Source organism: Micromonospora alfalfae, assembly GCF_022230925.1.
In the GTDB taxonomy this organism is placed as follows: Bacteria; Actinomycetota; Actinomycetes; order Mycobacteriales; family Micromonosporaceae; genus Micromonospora; species Micromonospora alfalfae.
In genome coordinates, this window is record NZ_JAKKFH010000013.1 from 1 (window position 1) to 16,830 (window position 16,830).

14 protein-coding genes and 2 tRNA genes are annotated in these 16,830 nt (G+C 68.6%); 8 read left to right on the forward strand and 8 right to left on the reverse strand.

Annotated features, from left to right (window positions below; genetic code table 11):
* Positions 1-65 precede the first annotated feature (65 nt).
* The gene (locus MED01_RS13490; protein ID WP_238668913.1) at positions 66-776 is read right to left on the reverse strand and encodes a class I SAM-dependent methyltransferase; all 711 of its coding nucleotides are present in this window, start codon (positions 774-776) and stop codon (positions 66-68) included.
* 212 nt (positions 777-988) lie between these two features.
* On the opposite strand from MED01_RS13490, the gene MED01_RS13495 reads away from it, so the two are divergent.
* Positions 989-2,824 (forward strand): DUF6311 domain-containing protein, encoded by a 1,836-nt coding sequence (locus tag MED01_RS13495; RefSeq protein ID WP_372493659.1) that lies wholly within the window; start codon positions 989-991, stop codon positions 2,822-2,824.
* A gap of 189 nt (positions 2,825-3,013) precedes the next feature.
* Here the strand turns inward: MED01_RS13495 and MED01_RS13500 are convergent, their stop codons facing one another.
* On the reverse strand, positions 3,014-3,790 hold the full coding sequence (locus MED01_RS13500; protein WP_238668965.1) for an IucA/IucC family C-terminal-domain containing protein: 777 nt from the start codon (positions 3,788-3,790) through the stop codon (positions 3,014-3,016).
* A 326-nt stretch (positions 3,791-4,116) separates the two neighbouring features.
* On the opposite strand from MED01_RS13500, the gene MED01_RS13505 reads away from it, so the two are divergent.
* The gene (locus MED01_RS13505) at positions 4,117-5,646 is read left to right on the forward strand and encodes a peptide deformylase (RefSeq protein ID WP_238668914.1); all 1,530 of its coding nucleotides are present in this window, start codon (positions 4,117-4,119) and stop codon (positions 5,644-5,646) included.
* Positions 5,647-5,713: 67 nt separating this feature from the next.
* Here the strand turns inward: MED01_RS13505 and MED01_RS13510 are convergent, their stop codons facing one another.
* Positions 5,714-6,829 carry a globin domain-containing protein gene (locus MED01_RS13510; RefSeq protein ID WP_238668915.1) on the reverse strand — a complete coding sequence of 372 codons (1,116 nt, stop codon included), beginning with the start codon at positions 6,827-6,829 and terminating at the stop codon, positions 5,714-5,716.
* A 144-nt stretch (positions 6,830-6,973) separates the two neighbouring features.
* Here MED01_RS13510 and MED01_RS13515 point away from each other — a divergent pair, with 144 nt between their 5' ends.
* Positions 6,974-7,744 (forward strand): CPBP family intramembrane glutamic endopeptidase, encoded by a 771-nt coding sequence (locus MED01_RS13515; RefSeq protein WP_238668916.1) that lies wholly within the window; start codon positions 6,974-6,976, stop codon positions 7,742-7,744.
* Positions 7,745-7,748: 4 nt separating this feature from the next.
* Here MED01_RS13515 and MED01_RS13520 read toward each other — a convergent pair whose 3' ends face one another.
* Positions 7,749-8,597, reverse strand: coding sequence for a hypothetical protein (locus MED01_RS13520; RefSeq protein ID WP_238668917.1), 849 nt, complete (start codon positions 8,595-8,597; stop codon positions 7,749-7,751).
* A 561-nt stretch (positions 8,598-9,158) separates the two neighbouring features.
* On the opposite strand from MED01_RS13520, the gene MED01_RS13525 reads away from it, so the two are divergent.
* Both MED01_RS13525 and MED01_RS13530 read left to right on the forward strand, forming a co-directional pair.
* Positions 9,159-9,249, forward strand: a tRNA-Ser gene (locus MED01_RS13525).
* Positions 9,250-9,284: 35 nt separating this feature from the next.
* Positions 9,285-9,357 (forward strand) — tRNA-Arg (locus tag MED01_RS13530).
* Here the strand turns inward: MED01_RS13530 and MED01_RS36345 are convergent.
* Together MED01_RS36345 and MED01_RS13535 are read right to left on the reverse strand one after the other, a co-directional pair.
* Complete coding sequence (locus MED01_RS36345) at positions 9,323-9,739, reverse strand: transposase (RefSeq protein WP_372493660.1); 417 nt, start codon at positions 9,737-9,739, stop codon at positions 9,323-9,325. The two genes, MED01_RS13530 and MED01_RS36345, sit on opposite strands and share 35 nt — an antisense overlap.
* A gap of 177 nt (positions 9,740-9,916) precedes the next feature.
* The gene (locus MED01_RS13535) at positions 9,917-10,789 is read right to left on the reverse strand and encodes an SDR family NAD(P)-dependent oxidoreductase (protein ID WP_238668918.1); all 873 of its coding nucleotides are present in this window, start codon (positions 10,787-10,789) and stop codon (positions 9,917-9,919) included.
* 206 nt (positions 10,790-10,995) lie between these two features.
* On the opposite strand from MED01_RS13535, the gene MED01_RS13540 reads away from it, so the two are divergent.
* Positions 10,996-11,877, forward strand: a complete 882-nt coding sequence (locus MED01_RS13540) for a helix-turn-helix transcriptional regulator (protein ID WP_238668919.1) — start codon at positions 10,996-10,998, stop codon at positions 11,875-11,877.
* Between the two features lie 184 nt (positions 11,878-12,061).
* Here MED01_RS13540 and MED01_RS13545 read toward each other — a convergent pair whose 3' ends face one another.
* The gene (locus tag MED01_RS13545; protein ID WP_238668920.1) at positions 12,062-12,493 is read right to left on the reverse strand and encodes a carboxymuconolactone decarboxylase family protein; all 432 of its coding nucleotides are present in this window, start codon (positions 12,491-12,493) and stop codon (positions 12,062-12,064) included.
* Between the two features lie 1,049 nt (positions 12,494-13,542).
* Between MED01_RS13545 and MED01_RS13550 the strand changes: the two genes are divergently transcribed.
* Complete coding sequence (locus MED01_RS13550; RefSeq protein WP_238668921.1) at positions 13,543-14,859, forward strand: MFS transporter; 1,317 nt, start codon at positions 13,543-13,545, stop codon at positions 14,857-14,859.
* A 37-nt stretch (positions 14,860-14,896) separates the two neighbouring features.
* Positions 14,897-15,919: a 3-oxoacyl-ACP synthase III family protein gene (locus MED01_RS13555; protein ID WP_238668922.1), complete on the forward strand. Its 1,023-nt coding sequence runs from the start codon at positions 14,897-14,899 to the stop codon at positions 15,917-15,919.
* Positions 15,920-15,929: 10 nt separating this feature from the next.
* Here the strand turns inward: MED01_RS13555 and MED01_RS13560 are convergent, their stop codons facing one another.
* Positions 15,930-16,802, reverse strand: coding sequence for an alanyl-tRNA editing protein (locus MED01_RS13560; RefSeq protein ID WP_238668923.1), 873 nt, complete (start codon positions 16,800-16,802; stop codon positions 15,930-15,932).
* Between the last annotated feature and the right edge of the window lie 28 nt (positions 16,803-16,830).

Consider the following 16,830-nt stretch of genomic DNA (forward strand, 5'->3'; position numbering starts at 1 on the left):
CGGGGCGGGCCGGGCCGGGCCGGGGCGGGCCGGGGCGGGGCGGGGCGGGGCGGGGCGGGGCGGGGTCAGGCTGGGACGCGGGCTACGGCGAAGACGGACTGGCCGAAGGGCGGGAGGACCAGCTGCTCGGCGGCCTTGGTGGCGGGCAGGACCAGGGTGTCGTACACCTTGACCATGGGGCCCTCCTTCGGCATCAGCCGGAAGACCTTGGTGGCCATGAAGTAGCCGATGAGCCCGAGCGCGTTGGCGTAGTGCATCTTCTCGATGGTCAGGCCGGCCTCGGTCATCGCCGCCCCGAGCGTCTTCTTCGTGTAGCGGCGGACGTGCCCGGTGGCGATGTCGGCGGGGCCCATCGCGAACTGGAACGCGGGCACGATGATGATCACGGCGCCGCCGGGTCGGACCAGGTCGCGCATGCTCTGAAGCGCGCCCACGTGGTCCTCGATGTGCTCCAGGACGTTGTACGAGACGGCCGCGCTGTAGTCGCCCCGGCCGTTGTGCGGCAGCAGCATCTGCCGGACGTCGATGTTCGGACGGTCGGCGAGGCGCTCCTTGAGCTGCACCAGCCGGTCCGGGTCGGCCTCGGTCGCGGTGAACCGCGGCAGCCGCTCGGACCATTCCAGCGCGTAGTCACCGAGGCCGCTGCCGATCTCGATCGGGTCGTCACCGAGGTACGGCACGGCCAGTTCGATGAACCAGCGACGGTGGTTGACAGCGGTTGCCAGGCCTTCCAGCACCTCGGACTGCACGCGCTGATCCCCAGTGATTTCTGCCATGCGTCGATTCCTCACGATATGAACTCGACCCGAGCCTGGACCGACAGAGTGAATCATCCGCTGAGACGGCGAAAGAATCGAGGCATCGGGGTGGCCGAATTGTGGTCGGGGGGTGGGTTCGTGATCGGCGGTCGGCGAACCCGGCACATAGTACGGCAGTACCCCGAAACATGTCACGGCGGTGCCATAGGCTGACTACCCTATGAATTGTCATGACTACTCCTGAACCGGACGTGCCCAGCGACAGTGGCGGCCCGGCCGCCGCGTCGTCGGCGGAGGGGGCCTCCGGCGCTGTTCGGCCTTCCCGCAGGGGGATGTGGGCCGATCTGGCCGCCGTGCTGAGCTTCGTGCTGCTCGGCTTCTGGGTCACCTGTCGACTCTGGCTGGACCCGGGCAGCGATGTGCGGGACAACCAGTCCGATCAGTCGCAGTTCGAATGGATGATGGCTCACGGTACGCGAGTCGTCACGCACTTTGCGTACCCGTTCCATTCCAATCAGATGAACGTCCCCGACGGCGTCAATCTGATGGCCAATACGTCCGTATTATCCATTTCATTGCCAATGACGCCGATCACAGTGCTGTTTGGGCCGCGGGCGTCATTTCTGATCTTTCTCACCGCCGGCATGATTGCCACAGCCACGGCCTGGTATTTCCTGCTCTCCCGGGTCCTGATCGGCAGTCGGGGGCCGGCGTGGCTGGGCGCCGGCTTCTGCGCGTTCGCGCCGGCCATGGTGTCGCACGCCAATGGGCACCCGAACATCGTGTCGCAGTTCGTCGTCCCGTTGATCATTTGGCGCACGCTGCGACTCGCTGAACCGGGCCGCTGGCTGCGCAACGGGGTCCTCCTCGCGCTGGTCATCGTCTGGCAGGCGTTCCTCAACCTGGAGATCCTGCTGATGACCGCGATCGGGCTCGGCGTGATCGTCGGGGTGCTCGCCCTCAGCCGCGCGGATCTACGGTCGAGGGCCCGATCCTTTCTCGCCGGGCTGGCCGTCGCCGCCGGGGTCGCCGGGCTCCTGCTCGCGTACCCCCTGTACGTCCAGTTCTTCGGACCTGGCGCGTACTCCGGGCTGTCCCGCCTGATCCGCGGCTACTCCAGCGACGTGGCCTCGTTCGTCGCGTACTCCCGGGAATCGTTGGCCGGTAGCGCGCGCACCGCCGCGGGCCTGGCCAAGAACCCGACCGAGGAGAACAGCTTCTTCGGTTGGGCGCTGGTGGTGCTGGTGATCGCAGTGGTCTGGTGGCTGCGCCGCTCGATCGTGGTGCTCGCGTTGGCCGCGCTCGGGTTGCTCTTCGCGGTGCTCTCGCTGGGTCGGGAGGTCCGCTTCGACAACCGGGGTACGGGTGTGCCGGGCCCGTGGGCGGCGCTGGAGAACCTGCCCATCCTGCACTCGGTGGTGCCGACACGCTGGGCGTTGGCGATCACCCCGATCATCGGGCTGCTGCTCGCCTACGCTGCCGAACGGGCTCGCGAGTTGGCCGAAGCGCACCCGGCCGCTCGGGGGCAGGTCCGCTTCGTCACCGCGACCGTGCTCACGATGGCCCTGTTGCCGATCTTCCCCACCCCGCTGCCCGTGGCCCACCTCGACCCGGTCCCCAGCTTCGTGACCAGTGGGGCGTGGCGGCCGTACGTGGCCGGTGGGCGCAGTGTGGTGACCCTGCCGTTGCCGGACACCACCTACGCCGAGCCGCTGCGCTGGTCTGCGTCGACCCGGCTGGACATGCCGCTGGCCCGTGGTTACTTCCTCGGCCCGGACACCCGCCCGAACGCCGATCCGCCGAAGGTCGCGTTGTTCGGTGCGACTCCTCGACCCACAAGCAGCTTCTTCGCCACCATCAGGCGCACCGGGGCGGTGCCGCCGATCACCCCGCAGAGCCGGGTCCGAGCGGTCGACGACCTGCGCTACTGGCGGGCCGGGGTGGTCATCCTCGGGCCACACGAGCACGAGGAAGCGCTGCGCCGGGGCATGACGGAGCTGACCGGGATCCAACCGGTCTTCACCGGCGGCGTGTGGGTGTGGGATGTCCGGTCGTTCACCGACTGAGCGAGCAGTGCCGCCCAGCCTGGCCCAGGGCCTGTTTCATAAGAACTGGCCGGCCTGCGGCGGGCCCGGACAACGACCGGCGGCGTTGCGGTTTCGTCCGGATACGACACCGGTATCCGGACGGAACCGCGTCTTGCCGGATCGCCGCCCGGACTCCGCCTCGGCTCGACCGCCCTTATGAGACATGCCCTAGCGGACGCAGCAGCCCTGGCAGACCTTCGGGCGGGGGAGGGTGAAGGCGAGGCAGCAGGTGCGGCGCTGCACTGTCGGCTCACCGGTCGGCCCCGGCACCAACTCGATCAGGTCGGCCAGGTCGAGTGCGCCGAGCAGTGTGTCGATGCTCTGCACAGTGGAGCCGGGCAGGGCGTCCGCAGCCCGCAGGATGCCGTGCGCGATGCCGGAGGCGACAGAGCCGAGCAGCGTCCGGGTGCCCACCCTGACCTCGGACTGGATCGCCGTGATGAGCGGGGCCAGGTGGGCGTCGAGCAGGGACGCGCGTAGCGCGGCCAGCAGTTCCGCCTCGTCGGCGACGACCCGCACCTCCGGCAGGCCGGCCAGCGCCAGCGGGTCGTTCGGCAGCACCGCCACCGTGGTGCCCCGGCGCATGCCCATTGTGAGCAGCTGCCGATGGTCCTCGAAGTGGATCAGCAGGTCGGCCGGATCGAGCAGCGGCACCCGTCGGGCGGAGGCCCAGCCGAGCACCACCGGCAGCGCGGCCCAGTAGCTGTAGGACTTCCAGGCCAGCGCCGCGCAGGCGTGCGGGGTGCCGCCCCAGCGGACGGCGGCGCCGTTCAGCAACTCCGGCAGTCGGCTGCCGTCGATCAGGGTGGTGGCGGGCGCCCAGCCGAGCTCGTCGTCGACCAGCAGGCCCCGGGCGAGGCCGGGGAGGTCGTCGGTGCCGAACATGGCCCGGAGCGCCGCGGTGACGGGGGCGAGCGGCGTGGTGGCGGCCTCCCGCCGTGGCATCACCGCTGTCACCCGAATCGTCCCCTGTCTGTGTGACCGAGGAGTGCGCCCCGGCGGACGAACCAGTGCCGTCCTGAGCTAAGGCTAGCCTAACCAAGCCCGCGGCCGTAAGGGAAGGCTCACCTTGGTCACATCTCGGAGGCCCAGGTCACCCCGTGTTCGACGGGAGTAGCGCTTCGCGTACTACCCGGAGTCAGTGCTGGGAAACGCCGCCGCACAATCGATGGCCGTCGGTGAATTGTCAAGCGGTGTGTCGAAAACATGCCACTTGCGTGTGTGCTCGCGTACGGAACGTGAAACTTATAGCCCCGGCCACGAGGAAGCTGATGACTACCTCACCCCTCGAACGGGCTGCCGACTCCTTCGCGGCCGAACTTGCCCGGCAACGGACCGTGCGCGGGCTGTCCAAGAAGCAACTGGCCGTCCTGATGGGGTTCGACCCGTCCTACGTGAGTCACGTCGAGGGGCGCCGGCACCGCCCAACCGAGGACTTCGCCCGCCGCGCGGAGGCCGTCCTGGAGGCGAGCGGCGCGATCTGGCAGCGTTTCCGGGAGTACGACGACCTACGGCACGCCCGGGCGGGTCAGCCGCACCGCGAGCCGTACCTGCCGGGCCAGTGGCTGCCACCCGGCACCGGCCTGGTCGTGGAACGGGAACTGGCCACCCTCACCCACGCCGACGACGGCTACCGGTGCGTCATCCACCGTGAGCTGTACAACGCCGGCACAGAGCCGGTCACCCGCTACCTGGTCCGGGTCGCCGTCGACCGCTACCCGAACGACCCCGGCCGCTCCAACCGGCACCATCGGGAGCATCCCCTCACCTTCGCCGAGCTGCAGATACAGGCCCGTCGAGACGACGGCGGCGGAGACCCGGAGCCGATGCACTGGCGAGCCAAGCACGATCGGGACGCGTTCAAGGAGATCTGGCTGCTCTTCGAGAACGGGGAGCGACGCTTCCCCCTCTACCCGGGCGACCGGGCCACCATCGAGTACGCGTACAGCGTCGGGCACGAGAAGTGGGGCCCCTGGTTCCAGCGAGCCGTCCGACTGCCCACCCGGCAGCTCGCCGTACGCCTGGACCTGCCCGTGGCCCTCGACCCGCAGGTCTGGGGCGTGGAGACCTCGCTCAGCGCGGAGGAGGGCCCGCTGCGGACGGCGCCGCAGCGTCACGACGAGGGCGAACGGGTGATCTACGACTGGCAGACCGACGACCCCCCGTTGAACGCCCGCTACCGGATGCAGTGGCGGTTCCGTGCCCGACCGGACACCGAACCGGACATCGGCCCCGGCGGTGCCCGGGTCCGACCCAGCGACCGGATGCGCGGCCTCGGCATCGTGCAACGCGGGGACGACCTGCTCCGCCAGCGGGCCCGCCCATTCGACCTGCCCGGGGAGGAACACGTCGCCCGGGACGTCGTCGACCGGCTCACCATGGCCCTGGCCCGGCTCGACGAGCTGCACCCGTTCAGCAAGGGGGTGGGCGTCGCCGCCCCGCAGTTCGGCATCGGCCGGGCGGCGGCCGTGGTGCGGCCCCCCGACCGGTCGGCGGATCCGGTCGTCCTGCTCAACCCCCGGGTGGTCGACGCCGACCCGGAGACCGACGAGCAGTACGAGGGCTGCCTGTCCTTCTTCGACCACCGAGGTCTGGTGCCCCGGCCGCTGCGACTGGACGTGGAACACGCCCAGTGGGACGGCAGCCGGATCATCACGTCGTTCGAATTCGGCATGGCCCGGCTGGTCGCACACGAGATCGACCACCTGGAGGGCCGGCTGTACGTCGACCGAATGGCACCCGGCGTGCCACTGGTGCCGGTGGAGGAGTACCGCGAGACCGGGCGCCCCTGGCGCTACTGACCAGGAAGGGCCGGGGCGCGTGCCCCAGGGGGCAGGGGCACGCGCCCCGGTGTGGGGGGAGGAACGTCTAGAGGTCACCGAAGGTGTCGTAACGGATGTGCGGCGGCGGCACATCGTCCGCGGCGAGCACCCGCAGGGTGGACCGGACCATCCGGGCGGCACCGGAGACGAAGCAGTCGTGCGTGGTCCACGGGCCGTACCGGGCCACGACCTCCGGGATCTCGCCCTGCTCGCCGTCGAAGTCCGGATCCTCGCTGCACGCGGCGGTGACCGACAACCACGGGTGTACGGCCACCAACTCCTGCAACCCGTCCAGGCCGTACAGGTCGGCCGCCTGCCGGGCACCGTAGAAGACGTGCACCCACCGGGTCCGGTTGAAGGTGGCCAGCTCCTCCACCAGCGCCTTGATCGGCGCCAGTCCGACGCCGCCGGCCACGCAGAGGATGTCCCGTTCCGAGGCGCGGTCCAGGGTCATCGACCCCATCGGCGCCGCCAGTCGGAGCAGGTCACCCGGCCGCACCCGCCGCACCAGGGCACCGGACACCCAGCCGGCCCCCGGAGACCGCACGTGGAACTCCAGGACGTTGTCGTCGTTCGGGGCGTTCGCCACCGAGTAGTTGCGCCACACCCGGGGGTGGAAGCGCGGCACCTCCAGGCTCACGTACTGCCCCGCCTGCCAGCGCAGCGGATGCTGCAACGCCCGGCAGGTCAGCACGGCGGTGTCCGGGCCGTACCGCTCGTGGGTCAGCACCTCGGCGTGCCAGAACGGCGGGTCGTCGTCGGAGGCCGCGCCGGCCACCATCAGGGCGGCGATCGCCGCGTACGCCTCCCGCCACGCCTGGTCGTACTCCAGGTTCCAGCCGTCGCCGGCGGTGCTGCGCAGCGCGTCCAGCAGCGCGACGCCCATCGTGGCGTAGTGCCCCTCGTCGACGTGGTACTTGCGATGGTCGCGGCCCAGCGCCCGGAGGAACTCGTCGAAGCTCTCCGGGTCGTCGACAGTGTGGATCGCCGTGATGATCGCTTCGAGTAGGCGGTCGCCCTGGCCGGTCATCTGTACCGGGAAGAGTTGCCGCAGGGCGGGGTCGAGCAGGAACAGCCGAGCGTAGAAGTGACCGCTCAGCCGGACCCGGTCGTCCTCAACCAGGGTCCAGCTTTCCTTCAGCAACCGCGCGAGGTTGTCCACTGACGCTCCTTCTCCAGACGGCAACGGATCGGGCGCCCATAGAATCTCCACGGAGCGTGTCGACTGGTCGCACAGAATGTGCGATCGGCTCATGGTGGCCGGTCGGCCATGCCGCCGGTGCCGTACGTCGGGCAGAGTGGTGCGGTGACAGTTGAGCTGACCCGCCCGGTGTCCCGCCGACTGCTGGGCACCGAGACGCTGCTGGTCCTCGGCCTGTCCCTCGGCCAGTCCGCGATATACGCGGTGGTCTCGATCATCGCGAAGTTGACCGCCGACGGTCCGCTCTCCAAGCAGACCGCCTCGCTGAACACCTCGGCGTCGGCCCGCCCCTGGCTGGACCTCACGTACCAACTGCTCGGCATCGTGTTCGCGCTGCTGCCGGTGCTGCTCGCCGTACACCTGCTCAGCCGTGACCCCGGCGACCCGGCGCGGACCCTCGGCCTGGACGCCCGGCGGCCCGGTCAGGACATGGCGCGCGGCGCCGGCCTGGCGGCGCTCATCGGCCTACCCGGGCTGGCGCTGTTCTGGGTGGCGGCCCACCTGGGCCTCAACGCCACGCTGGTGCCAGCCGCGCTGCCGGACGTCTGGTGGACGGTTCCGGTGCTGATCCTCGCCGCCGTGCAGAACGCCGTGCTGGAAGAGGTGATCGTGGTCGGTTACCTGGTCACCCGGCTGCGTCAGCTCCAGTGGCGGCTGGCTGCGATCATCGCGGCCAGTGCGCTGCTGCGCGGCTCGTACCACCTCTACCAGGGCTTCGGCGCGTTCGTCGGCAACGCGATCATGGGCGTCGTGTTCAGCCTCTTCTACCTGCGCACCCGGCGGGTGATGCCGCTGATCATCGCGCACACGGTGCTCGACGTGTTCGCCTTCGTCGGCTACGCGCTGCTGCCCCGGGAGTGGTTCGACTGGCTCTGACCCGTCAGCGCCGGTCAGGTCGGTAAACCGCCACCGTTCGGGCCGCGAGCCGGTCGGCCGCCGCCGCGTCACCCAACGCCGCTGCGAGCACCGCCGCACCCGGCAGCAATCGGGCCACCAGCCGCAACGCCACCCAACCACCGGCCTGCGCCGTGAGCGGCGCGGCCAACCGCCAAGCCGCCTCCACCGCCCGCGGCCACGCCCCCTCGACCGGGTCACCAGCCGTCTCGGCGGCGGCCAGAGCCGCCGCCGCGCTCGCCCGATCCGGGTGCACCTGGGTCAGCACCAACAGGTCGACGGCCCGGTCGGGATGCGTCGGATCCTTGCCGTACGCCGCGGCCAGGTGCAGCACCAGCTCCGAGTGCGTCCACAGCACCGCCACCAACTCGGCCAGCGGCGCGAAGAAGCCAGCCAGCGCGGCGGCCGCCCCACCCGCACCCGCCGAGCGGACGAACCGCCGGGCCGCCAACCGGGCCAGGCCGTCCGCCGAGGCGTCCGGATACCGGTCGCGCAACCCAGCGGCCCACCCGGCCGCGCCGGGCCCGAACGTCCGCACCGCAGCCAGAGCCAACAGCTCCGGTGCGAAGCCAGGGTGGTCGAGCACGCGCGCGGCGACCGCGCGCAGCTCCGATTCCGGGGTACGCCCCAGAGCCGGCTCAGCCTGTCGCACGGCGGGTGCTGCCGGTGCCAGCTGGGGCTCGGCGGGTGCCGTCTGCTGCTCGGATGGTGCCGCCTGCTGTGCGTGCACGGGTTCGGGGGTGGGCTCTGTCGGCGTGGTGCTCCTGCGTGGGGTGACCGCGCGTTTGGTGGTCTTCGCGGCGCGCTTGCGCGGCGCCGGCGTGGTCGGGGTCACCTCTGCGGGCGTCTCGGCTGCCGTCCGAGGGGCAGCCTTGCGAACGGGGGCGGTCCGGGCCTTCGGCGGTGTCCGCGCGACGCCTGTTGCGGGGCCTGCTTGATCGCCGTCCGGCTGTTGCGGCTGTTCCGCGCCCGCCTCGGTGGTCAGCTCGGTCGGTGCGCGCCGAGGCTGTCGAGGCAGGGGGCTGTCCGGTTCCGGAGGCTGAAAGAGCACCGGCGGGGCGGCCTTGGCCCGTCGAGGACGCTGGCCCGCCGGCGCGGCTGAACGCGGTGCCGGCGTCTCAGCCGGCTCCACCGTTTCGGTGGGCTCCTCGGCCACCGTCGGCGGCCGGAAGGTGGCCCGTGGGGAGCGCTGACGTGCTCGTTCAGCAGGCTCTCGACGGGTCGACTCGCTGGGCGGCTGCTCCTGCATATCGATGGAGCGTAGTCCCGATCACGCCGGCGCACAGCGTGGAAACACGGAGGGTGGACGGGTCGCGGTGGGCGTACCCCGGAAGTCGTTTTGCTCCCGGTGGGTGGCGACCTGTATCCTCGGGCGCGGTGGTCTGAGGATCACCAGGGAGACTTCGCCTAGTCTGGTCTATGGCGCCGCACTGCTAATGCGGTTGGGGTCTTAAAGCCCCTCCCGGGTTCGAATCCCGGAGTCTCCGCGCGAAAGCCGGGTGTGTAGACTGGCTGAGCACAAGCGCCCGTAGCTCAATGGATAGAGCATCTGACTACGGATCAGAAGGTTAGGGGTTCGAGTCCCTTCGGGCGCACAAGATCACAAGGGGCCTGACCTGCCAGAATGGCGGTCAGGCCCCTTGCTTGTTCCATCCCTTGTGGACAGTTGGGTGCTCGGTGGGTGCTCGTGCGACGAGCATCCCTTGCGTCCCGCCCTGTCCGGTGCCTGCCGGCCCAGTCCCAATTTCTCCAGCTCCAGCTGGGCAACCTGACGCCGCAACCGGCCCGCTCGTCAGCGGCCAGGTCGCTGGGCCGGTCGCCATCGCGCTCCTGCCGCAAACGATCGACCCAGTTGCGCAGCGTCTCGTGGTTGACGCCCAACTCCCGGCCTACGTCACGGATCGTGCGACCTGAGTCGAGCACCAGCGCAGCGGCCTGGCGGCGGAACTCCTCGGGGTACTTGCTCTGTCGAGCCACAGCGGTTTCCTCCTCCTCGGCAGGATGCCAAGTCAGGAGGTGTCCGGTCTCAGGGAGTCATTCACCTTTGTGGCTCGCTGCAGGCGATCCAGGTCGCCGCCCGGTCGTAGTCGTTGTACACGGACCAGGCAACGACTCCTTGTCAACTCTGTGGGAGCCATGGCCGTCAGCGCTTGGTCAGGAGATCTGCCACTCGATCGGGTGCTCGCCCGGAGCCGGGATCAGCGCGGTGAACAGCGGACTGGGCTTTGCGAGGACGGCGTTACGGAACTCCGCCCAGTAGCCGTCGGCGCCCAGGATCTGCTTGGCCCTGGGAATGGCTGCCGAGTCCGGTGCGGAGTAGTAACGTACCTTGGTGTTGTCCCCGTCGACGGCGGCTCGGTATACGACGTCGGCGGTGATCGACGGGTCGGAGCCGGTTGGCGCGTTCTTGGAGAAGAACGCATCGATTCCAGCCTGATAGTCCGCAGGGACGTCCTGCGCAATGTCGATCTTCGTGAAAATGCGGGTGGAGTGCTGTCCGGGCAGGACGGCCTTGACCGCGATGCCGAAGGCGGCCACCTCCAGGCTCATCCCCTCGCTGAGCGCCGCCACGGCTGCCTTGGAGGCGGCGTAGACGGCGCTGTACGGATAACCCTGCTCGGCGGTCAACGAGGAGATGTTGATGATCGTTCCGGAGCGCTGGGCGCGGAAGATCGGCAGGAAGGCCTGGCTGAGCGCGATCAGTCCGAACACGTTGGTCTGGAACTGCCGGTGGATCTGGTCCATGCTGCTCACCTCCACCGGCCCCATCTGGTAGAAACCCGCATTGTTGACCAAGACGTCGACCTGTCCGAACTGCTCCACGGCGGTCTGCGCGAAGGGCCCTGCCGCCTGCTCGTCATCGACGTCCAGCAGCAGCGTCCTGACCCGCTCCAATCCATCGTGCACCGTCAGGTCGGCCTCCTTGCGGACCGTCGCGACCACGTTCCAGCCTTCGGAGGCGAACTTTTCGACGATGGCCCGGCCCATTCCAGTTGCGGTACCGGTCACCACGATCGTTTTCGACATGGAGGGCTTCCTCTCCCATTAGTCCCGGCCCGGACATCCGTGCCCTCTATTGGCTTTGCTGCTGTCCGGGCAAGTGGTGGCTTGCTGATGCGTCCAAGTGTCATCGTGGTTTATCGGGTCGGCCAGGTTCGGTTCTTCATGGGAAAGTTCTTCATGGGAAAGACAGTCCCAGGTATCCGCCGAGGCCCGGGGGTAGATTGGGTTTCATGTCCAAGCGCCCGGAGTCCAGCGTGAGCAATCCGCTTGCTGAGTTTCTGCGGGCCAGTCGTGCACGTATCCGGCCGGACGACGTCGGCCTACCCGACGGCGGACGGCGGCGCCGCGTTCCCGGGCTGCGCCGTGAAGAGGTCGCCCAGCTGGCCAATGTCAGCGCGGACTATCTGGCCCGGCTCGAGCAGGGACGCGTCACCACTGCGTCACCCGAGGTCCTCGACGCCCTCGCGGACGCGCTTGGTCTCGACCGCGACGGCCGGGAGTACTTGCACTCGATCGCAGGGCCGAAACAGCGCCCAGGATCCCGTACTCAGACCACGTCGCGGGTTGACCCGCAGACCCAGCGATTGCTCGATAGCCTGTACGAAGTTCCCGCCTACGTATTCGGCCGGAGACTGGACATCCTCGCCTGGAATCCCCTGGCCGCTGCCTTGTTCACCGATTATGGGGCACTGCCGGAGCGGCACCGGAACCTTCTCTGGCTCACTTTTCTCGATCCGGGTTACCGGGAATTGAACACCGACTGGGCCAGGGCCGCCCAGGAATGCGTCGCCTATCTACGTATGGAGGCCCGGAACTACCCGAGCGATCAGCGCCTGGCCGAACTTGTCGGGACTCTCTCCGTCAAAGACGCGGACTTTCGCACCTGGTGGGGCGGCCACCTCGTGACCGGCGCCACGCTGCGCCGCAAGATCTACCAGCATCCACTGGTCGGTCCGCTCATCCTCGATTCGCAGCAATTCGACGTCAGCGGCAAGTCCGACCAGCACCTCGTGGTGTTCACCGCCGAACCAGACAGCTCATCCCACGAGGCACTGAAGTTGCTCGCCCAGTGGACGAACACGCCGGTGGCGATGGGACAGAGCCGAATGTGAGACAGAGCCGAAGGTCGGACAGTCCCGTGCCGCGCTGGTCAACCCACCACGCTGCTCAAGTCTGACTCGGGCGGGATCGCGTCGCGCAGGACCGCGACGAGTTTCGCGCCGTTTTTCCAGCATGTCCTCGGCGGCTGTCGGCGCAGGGCAGCCGCCTCGCCCGCCACCAAAACCCTTGATCCCCTTACTTACCAGGGTCTGAACGATCCGGGTTCTCTGCGAAGACCTGGGCCGCGACCTGGTAGCCGTCGAACGCGCGCGCTACGCCAGCGTAGGCCGCGACCTGAAGAAAGACTTCGGCGATCTCTTCCTTGGTGGCGCCGGCGTTGAGCGCGATGCGGAGCTGACCACGGAGGGGCTCCAGGACGCCGAGTGTCGCCGCGATGGTGACGGACACCAGTGCCCGCGTCCGTGTATCTAGGTGCTCGGTGCGCGGCCAGACGTCGCCGAAGGCGTGCATCGTCGCGATCCGTTTGAAGTCTGCGCCGTTAGCTGGCTCACCAGGGGTGGCGCCAAGAAAGCGCTCCAAGCGGAAGCCCAGCAGACGCTCAGCCGTGTCCAGCGCGGCGGCGTACCCCGGGTCTGTCGCCGCAGATGCCGGATCGCTCATCGTCATGATGTTCACTCTTCCATGTGCAAGGACGAAGCAGGCGAAATCCGGCATTTCGAACGTGACTGAGGGTCGCACCTAGTCAAGCTGATCAAGGAAGAGCGAGCCTGGGCCCATCACCCCCGACGTAGCTGGCCTCGAACTCAGCCGTCAGCGGACCACTCATGTCGACAGCAGCACTTGCCCAGATGGTGGAACCAGCACGGATCAGAATCCCGCTACCACGGGCGCCGCTGCCCTCTCTGCCACGTCAACCCCGGCAATCGGCCCAGGTTGAGGTGGGGCTGTGGGTGCTCGGTGGGTGCACGGACGTCGGGGAACTGACACGGACGCTCTGGGGACGGGGCCGGACTTCTGGCCGCTTACGAGGCGGGCCAAATTATCGATCAACCTCCATGCGTGACGCTTGCGGGCTTTGGACCTGCACGGACGCGGTGGGATGCGGCCGGACTGAAGTGGTTGCGGTCGGACAGATCTTGCGATAGAGCCGAGCGTGGGAAGTGGGCGCGTTCACTTCGGACTACGGATCAGAAGGTTAGGGGTTCGAGTCCCTTCGGGCGCACAGAGCAGGGAAAGCCCCCGACCAGCCAAACGGCACTGAGCCAGCATCAATGACGCCCCGGATCCTTGCATCTGCGCGCCGCGCAACCGTGCCGCATCGGCAGTGAACAACTGGTGGGGTGTGTGCCAGCAGCCCCCGTTCCCCCGGACGGGGACCGCCGATGCCAACGAGGTGGCCTACGGCGCCTCGGCCGGCCGACGGACGCGTGGCCGCCCAGCGTGTGCCACCGACCGTTGCAGATGGTGAGAGCTACTTCACAGCCGCGCTGTGGGACATCCATTGTCGCCGCTGCGCCGTCGATCTAGGATCCGAACACGGATCGCTGTGGGTCAATCAGACCGTTGCCTTGGACTGTTTCCCGCGAGCGTTGTGGTGCCGAACATCGGGGGAAGGGTCGGCGAATGATTCGACATGCGCACTTGACGATGCGAATGGGCGCCCGTGAGGATCGCCATGCGGGCTTCATTCGGGGTAACGCCGATATGGCGGCCCAATGGAATATGCCCGCCACGATTGTTCGCGGCCAACGGCGTTGAACCGGTTACTCGGACTCGACCTGCATCTGATCCGCCGGCTGTCCCGTGGCAGAGCCGCCCGGGCCTTCCTGCTGGCGGTCTTCATCGACGCGGCGGGTCGGGGGATCTTCCTCACCGGGTCGATCCTCTTCTACACGCAGGTCATCGGACTGACCAGCACGCAGGTGGGCACCGGCCTGTCGATCGCGGCGCTCTGCGGGCTGGTCTGCGTCGTACCCATCAGCCGGCTCGCCGATCGGGTCGGAGCGCCCCGGATGCTCATCGTGCTCCAGTTGTGGCGCGCTGCCGGCTTCTTCGCCTATCCGCTGGTCGACGATTTCAGCGGATTCCTGATAGCGGCGTGTTTCATCGGCATGGCCGAGAACGCGGCCACCCCCCTGCTGCAATCCATTGCCGGTTCGATCGCCGAGGACGATACGCCGGTCGGGACGATGGCAGCCGTTTCGGTGGTGCGCAACACGGCCTACTCCCTCGCTACGCTGGCAGCCACACTCTTTATCACCCTGGCCGACGCGTCGGCGTACATCGGATTTGTACTGGTCAACGCAGCGGCTTTCTTGATCACCGCATTCTTGCTGCTGCGGGTGCGCTCGGAGCTACCGCGGGGTGTCGCGGTACGCGAGCGCGGTGCCAGTGTCGGGGCACTCCCCTGGCGGGACCTGCGTTTCGTGTCGCTGACCCTGCTCAACGGCATTCTGTTCCTGCACGCTGCGATCCTGGGTGTCGCGCTGCCGCTGTGGATCGTGACGCAGACGTCGGCGCCCAAGCCGGTCGTCGGAGTCGTGTTGCTCATCAACACCGTCCTTGCCGTTGCGCTGCAGGTCCGATTCAGCCGTGGTGGTGACGACCTCGGTCATGCCGGTCGGCTCCAGCGCCGCGCGGGTGTGGCCCTCGCGGTGTTCTGCGTCCTGGCCGCGGTGTCGGGCGGGTTGGGCGACGTGGGCGCGACGGTTGTTCTGCTACTCGCCGCGGTGGCGTTGACCTTCGGGGAGCTGTGGCAGTCGGCCGGAGGATGGGGCGTGTCCTTCGGGCTGTCCCCGGTTGATCGACGCAATTTCTATCTCGGTCTCTACAACCTTGGCGCGGGTGGCTTCGCGGTCATCGGCCCGGGGCTGCTCACCGTTGCCGTCGTCGGACGCGGGCCGGTCGGCTGGCTGGTCCTGGGAGCCGTCCTTCTCGTCGCCGGGGTGCTCACATCGGTGCTCACACAGCGTCCGCCGCGTTCCCGGGAACCCGGTGACGCCGGGGTGCCCAGTCGGGCCGGAGGGGCCTGACCCGAGCGTGGAGTACCGCCACAAGGAAGGAAGTGCCATGCCGCCCGTGCAATTCGGTGTCGTCTCGCTGGGTGCCGCGTTGGGGGAACCGCAGGATGTCGCTGAGGTGGCACCGAGCTACGTGAAGGATCCCGAGCGTGTGATGGCGTGGGGCTATCGCACGTTCCATCGGGTCGTCGACGGAACCACGTCGGCGCACCTCGGCGCCCGAGCGGCCGCCCAGGCGTTGGAGCGTGCGCGGATCGAGGTCGGCGAGGTCGATCTGCTCGTGGTGGCCGCCAGCGACGTCCCTGACTACCTGCAGTGGGACGTCTCCTCGGCGGTGGCCCGGGAGCTGGGGATGGTCGGGACGCCGACCCTGCTGCTCACTCAGGCCTGCGCCGCCACGGTGACGGCGTTCCAGCAGATCGCCGGGACCTTCGCCGTCCGTGACGACGTGCGGACCGTCCTCCTCGTCGCGATCAACCAGGTCAGTGAGGGGCACGCCAACCGGATGAACACCAACACGTGTGTCTCCAGCGACGGGGCCGCCGCCGCGGTGTTGAGGCGGAACCACGCGACGTTGCGGTGGCTGGCGACCGACCAGTTCACTGATCCCGAATGCGTCGACTTCTTCCGGGTGGAGTACGGCGGGGCGGCGGCACCGATCGCCCCGGAGGGCCTCGGCAACCTCGAATTTGACCGGCTCGCCGCCGTCTACCGGCAGTTCCGCCGCGACCCCGACCACTTCACACGGTTCACCCGCGAGTTGAACCAGCGGGTCGCTCTGGTCGTGGACAACGCCTTCGCGCGCTCCGGTGTCGACCGGGCCCGGCTGACCCGGCTGATCTACCTCAACGACAACTACAAGGCGATGGTCGACGTGGCCGAGGCGGTCGGCTTGCCGCTCGATCGGACCAACTTCGAGCTGGGGGCGTCAATCGGCCACTGTGGCGCCGCTGACCAGCTGATCTGCCTGGACACCTATGTCGAGCGCGGCGATCTGCAGAAGGGCGACGTGGTGGCACTGGCCGGCATCGGGTACGGCATGCACTGGTTCTGTACCCTCCTGGAGGTCTGACCGCCTCCGCTCATCGCGGCAGAGAGGCCGCGATGAGGTGCATCTCCTTCTCCGGCTCCAGGTACTCGGCCCGAATCTCGATGGAACGCAGCTGCCCGAGGCTGCTGACATGTGTGCCGCCACACGGCATCGTCGCCACCGGCGAGATCTCACAGCGCCAGACCCGTTCCGCAGTGAAGCTGTCCGACGATCCGACGAGATGAACCGGGGCATCGGCGGCGACCCAGGAGGCCAGCAGATCGTTGGCGCGAGCGAGGTACGTGTCGAGGCCGGCGAGCATCCGGGCGTGGTCGAAACCCTTGCGTCGTAAAGACTTGCCCAGGCGGTAGCGGTCCACGCTGCTGCCCAGGTCGTGCCGGCTGTCGATCAGCGCGGCGGCGTCGAAGTTGCGGCTTCCCCGGGAATCCCGGGGCGCGTCCTTGCTCCACAGTTCTTCGGTGGCCTCGTTGAACGCGTACGCCACCAGATGGCACCCGGTGTGGGCGGCGCTCAACCACCGACGCCGATGATCGTCCACCGTCAGCTGGGCGGTCCGACCCACCCAGGACTCCTCCGGTTGCTTGACGATGAGGTGAGCGACAGCGAACACGTGCTCGGTGTCGCCACGGCGTGCGGTCACCTCAGGCCCGATGGACACGGCACCGTCGGCCGGCCGGAACGTGACGATCTGGGTGTCGACGACCGGGGTGACCTGATCGCCCACGGTCAGGTTGCCGTGATCTCCCGGTTGGTCCGGCCAGGCGGCGTCGACCGGGTGGAACGGGGTCTCGTCGGTGACGACGGCCCAGCGCCCGGAGCCGGCCGGCAGGACCGCCTCGATCTGCGCTTCAGCGGCAATGTCACCCCGGTGATAGGAGATCCGGGTCTCGGTGATCTCGTACAAGGCTTCTCCATCGAGCAACATGTGCGCA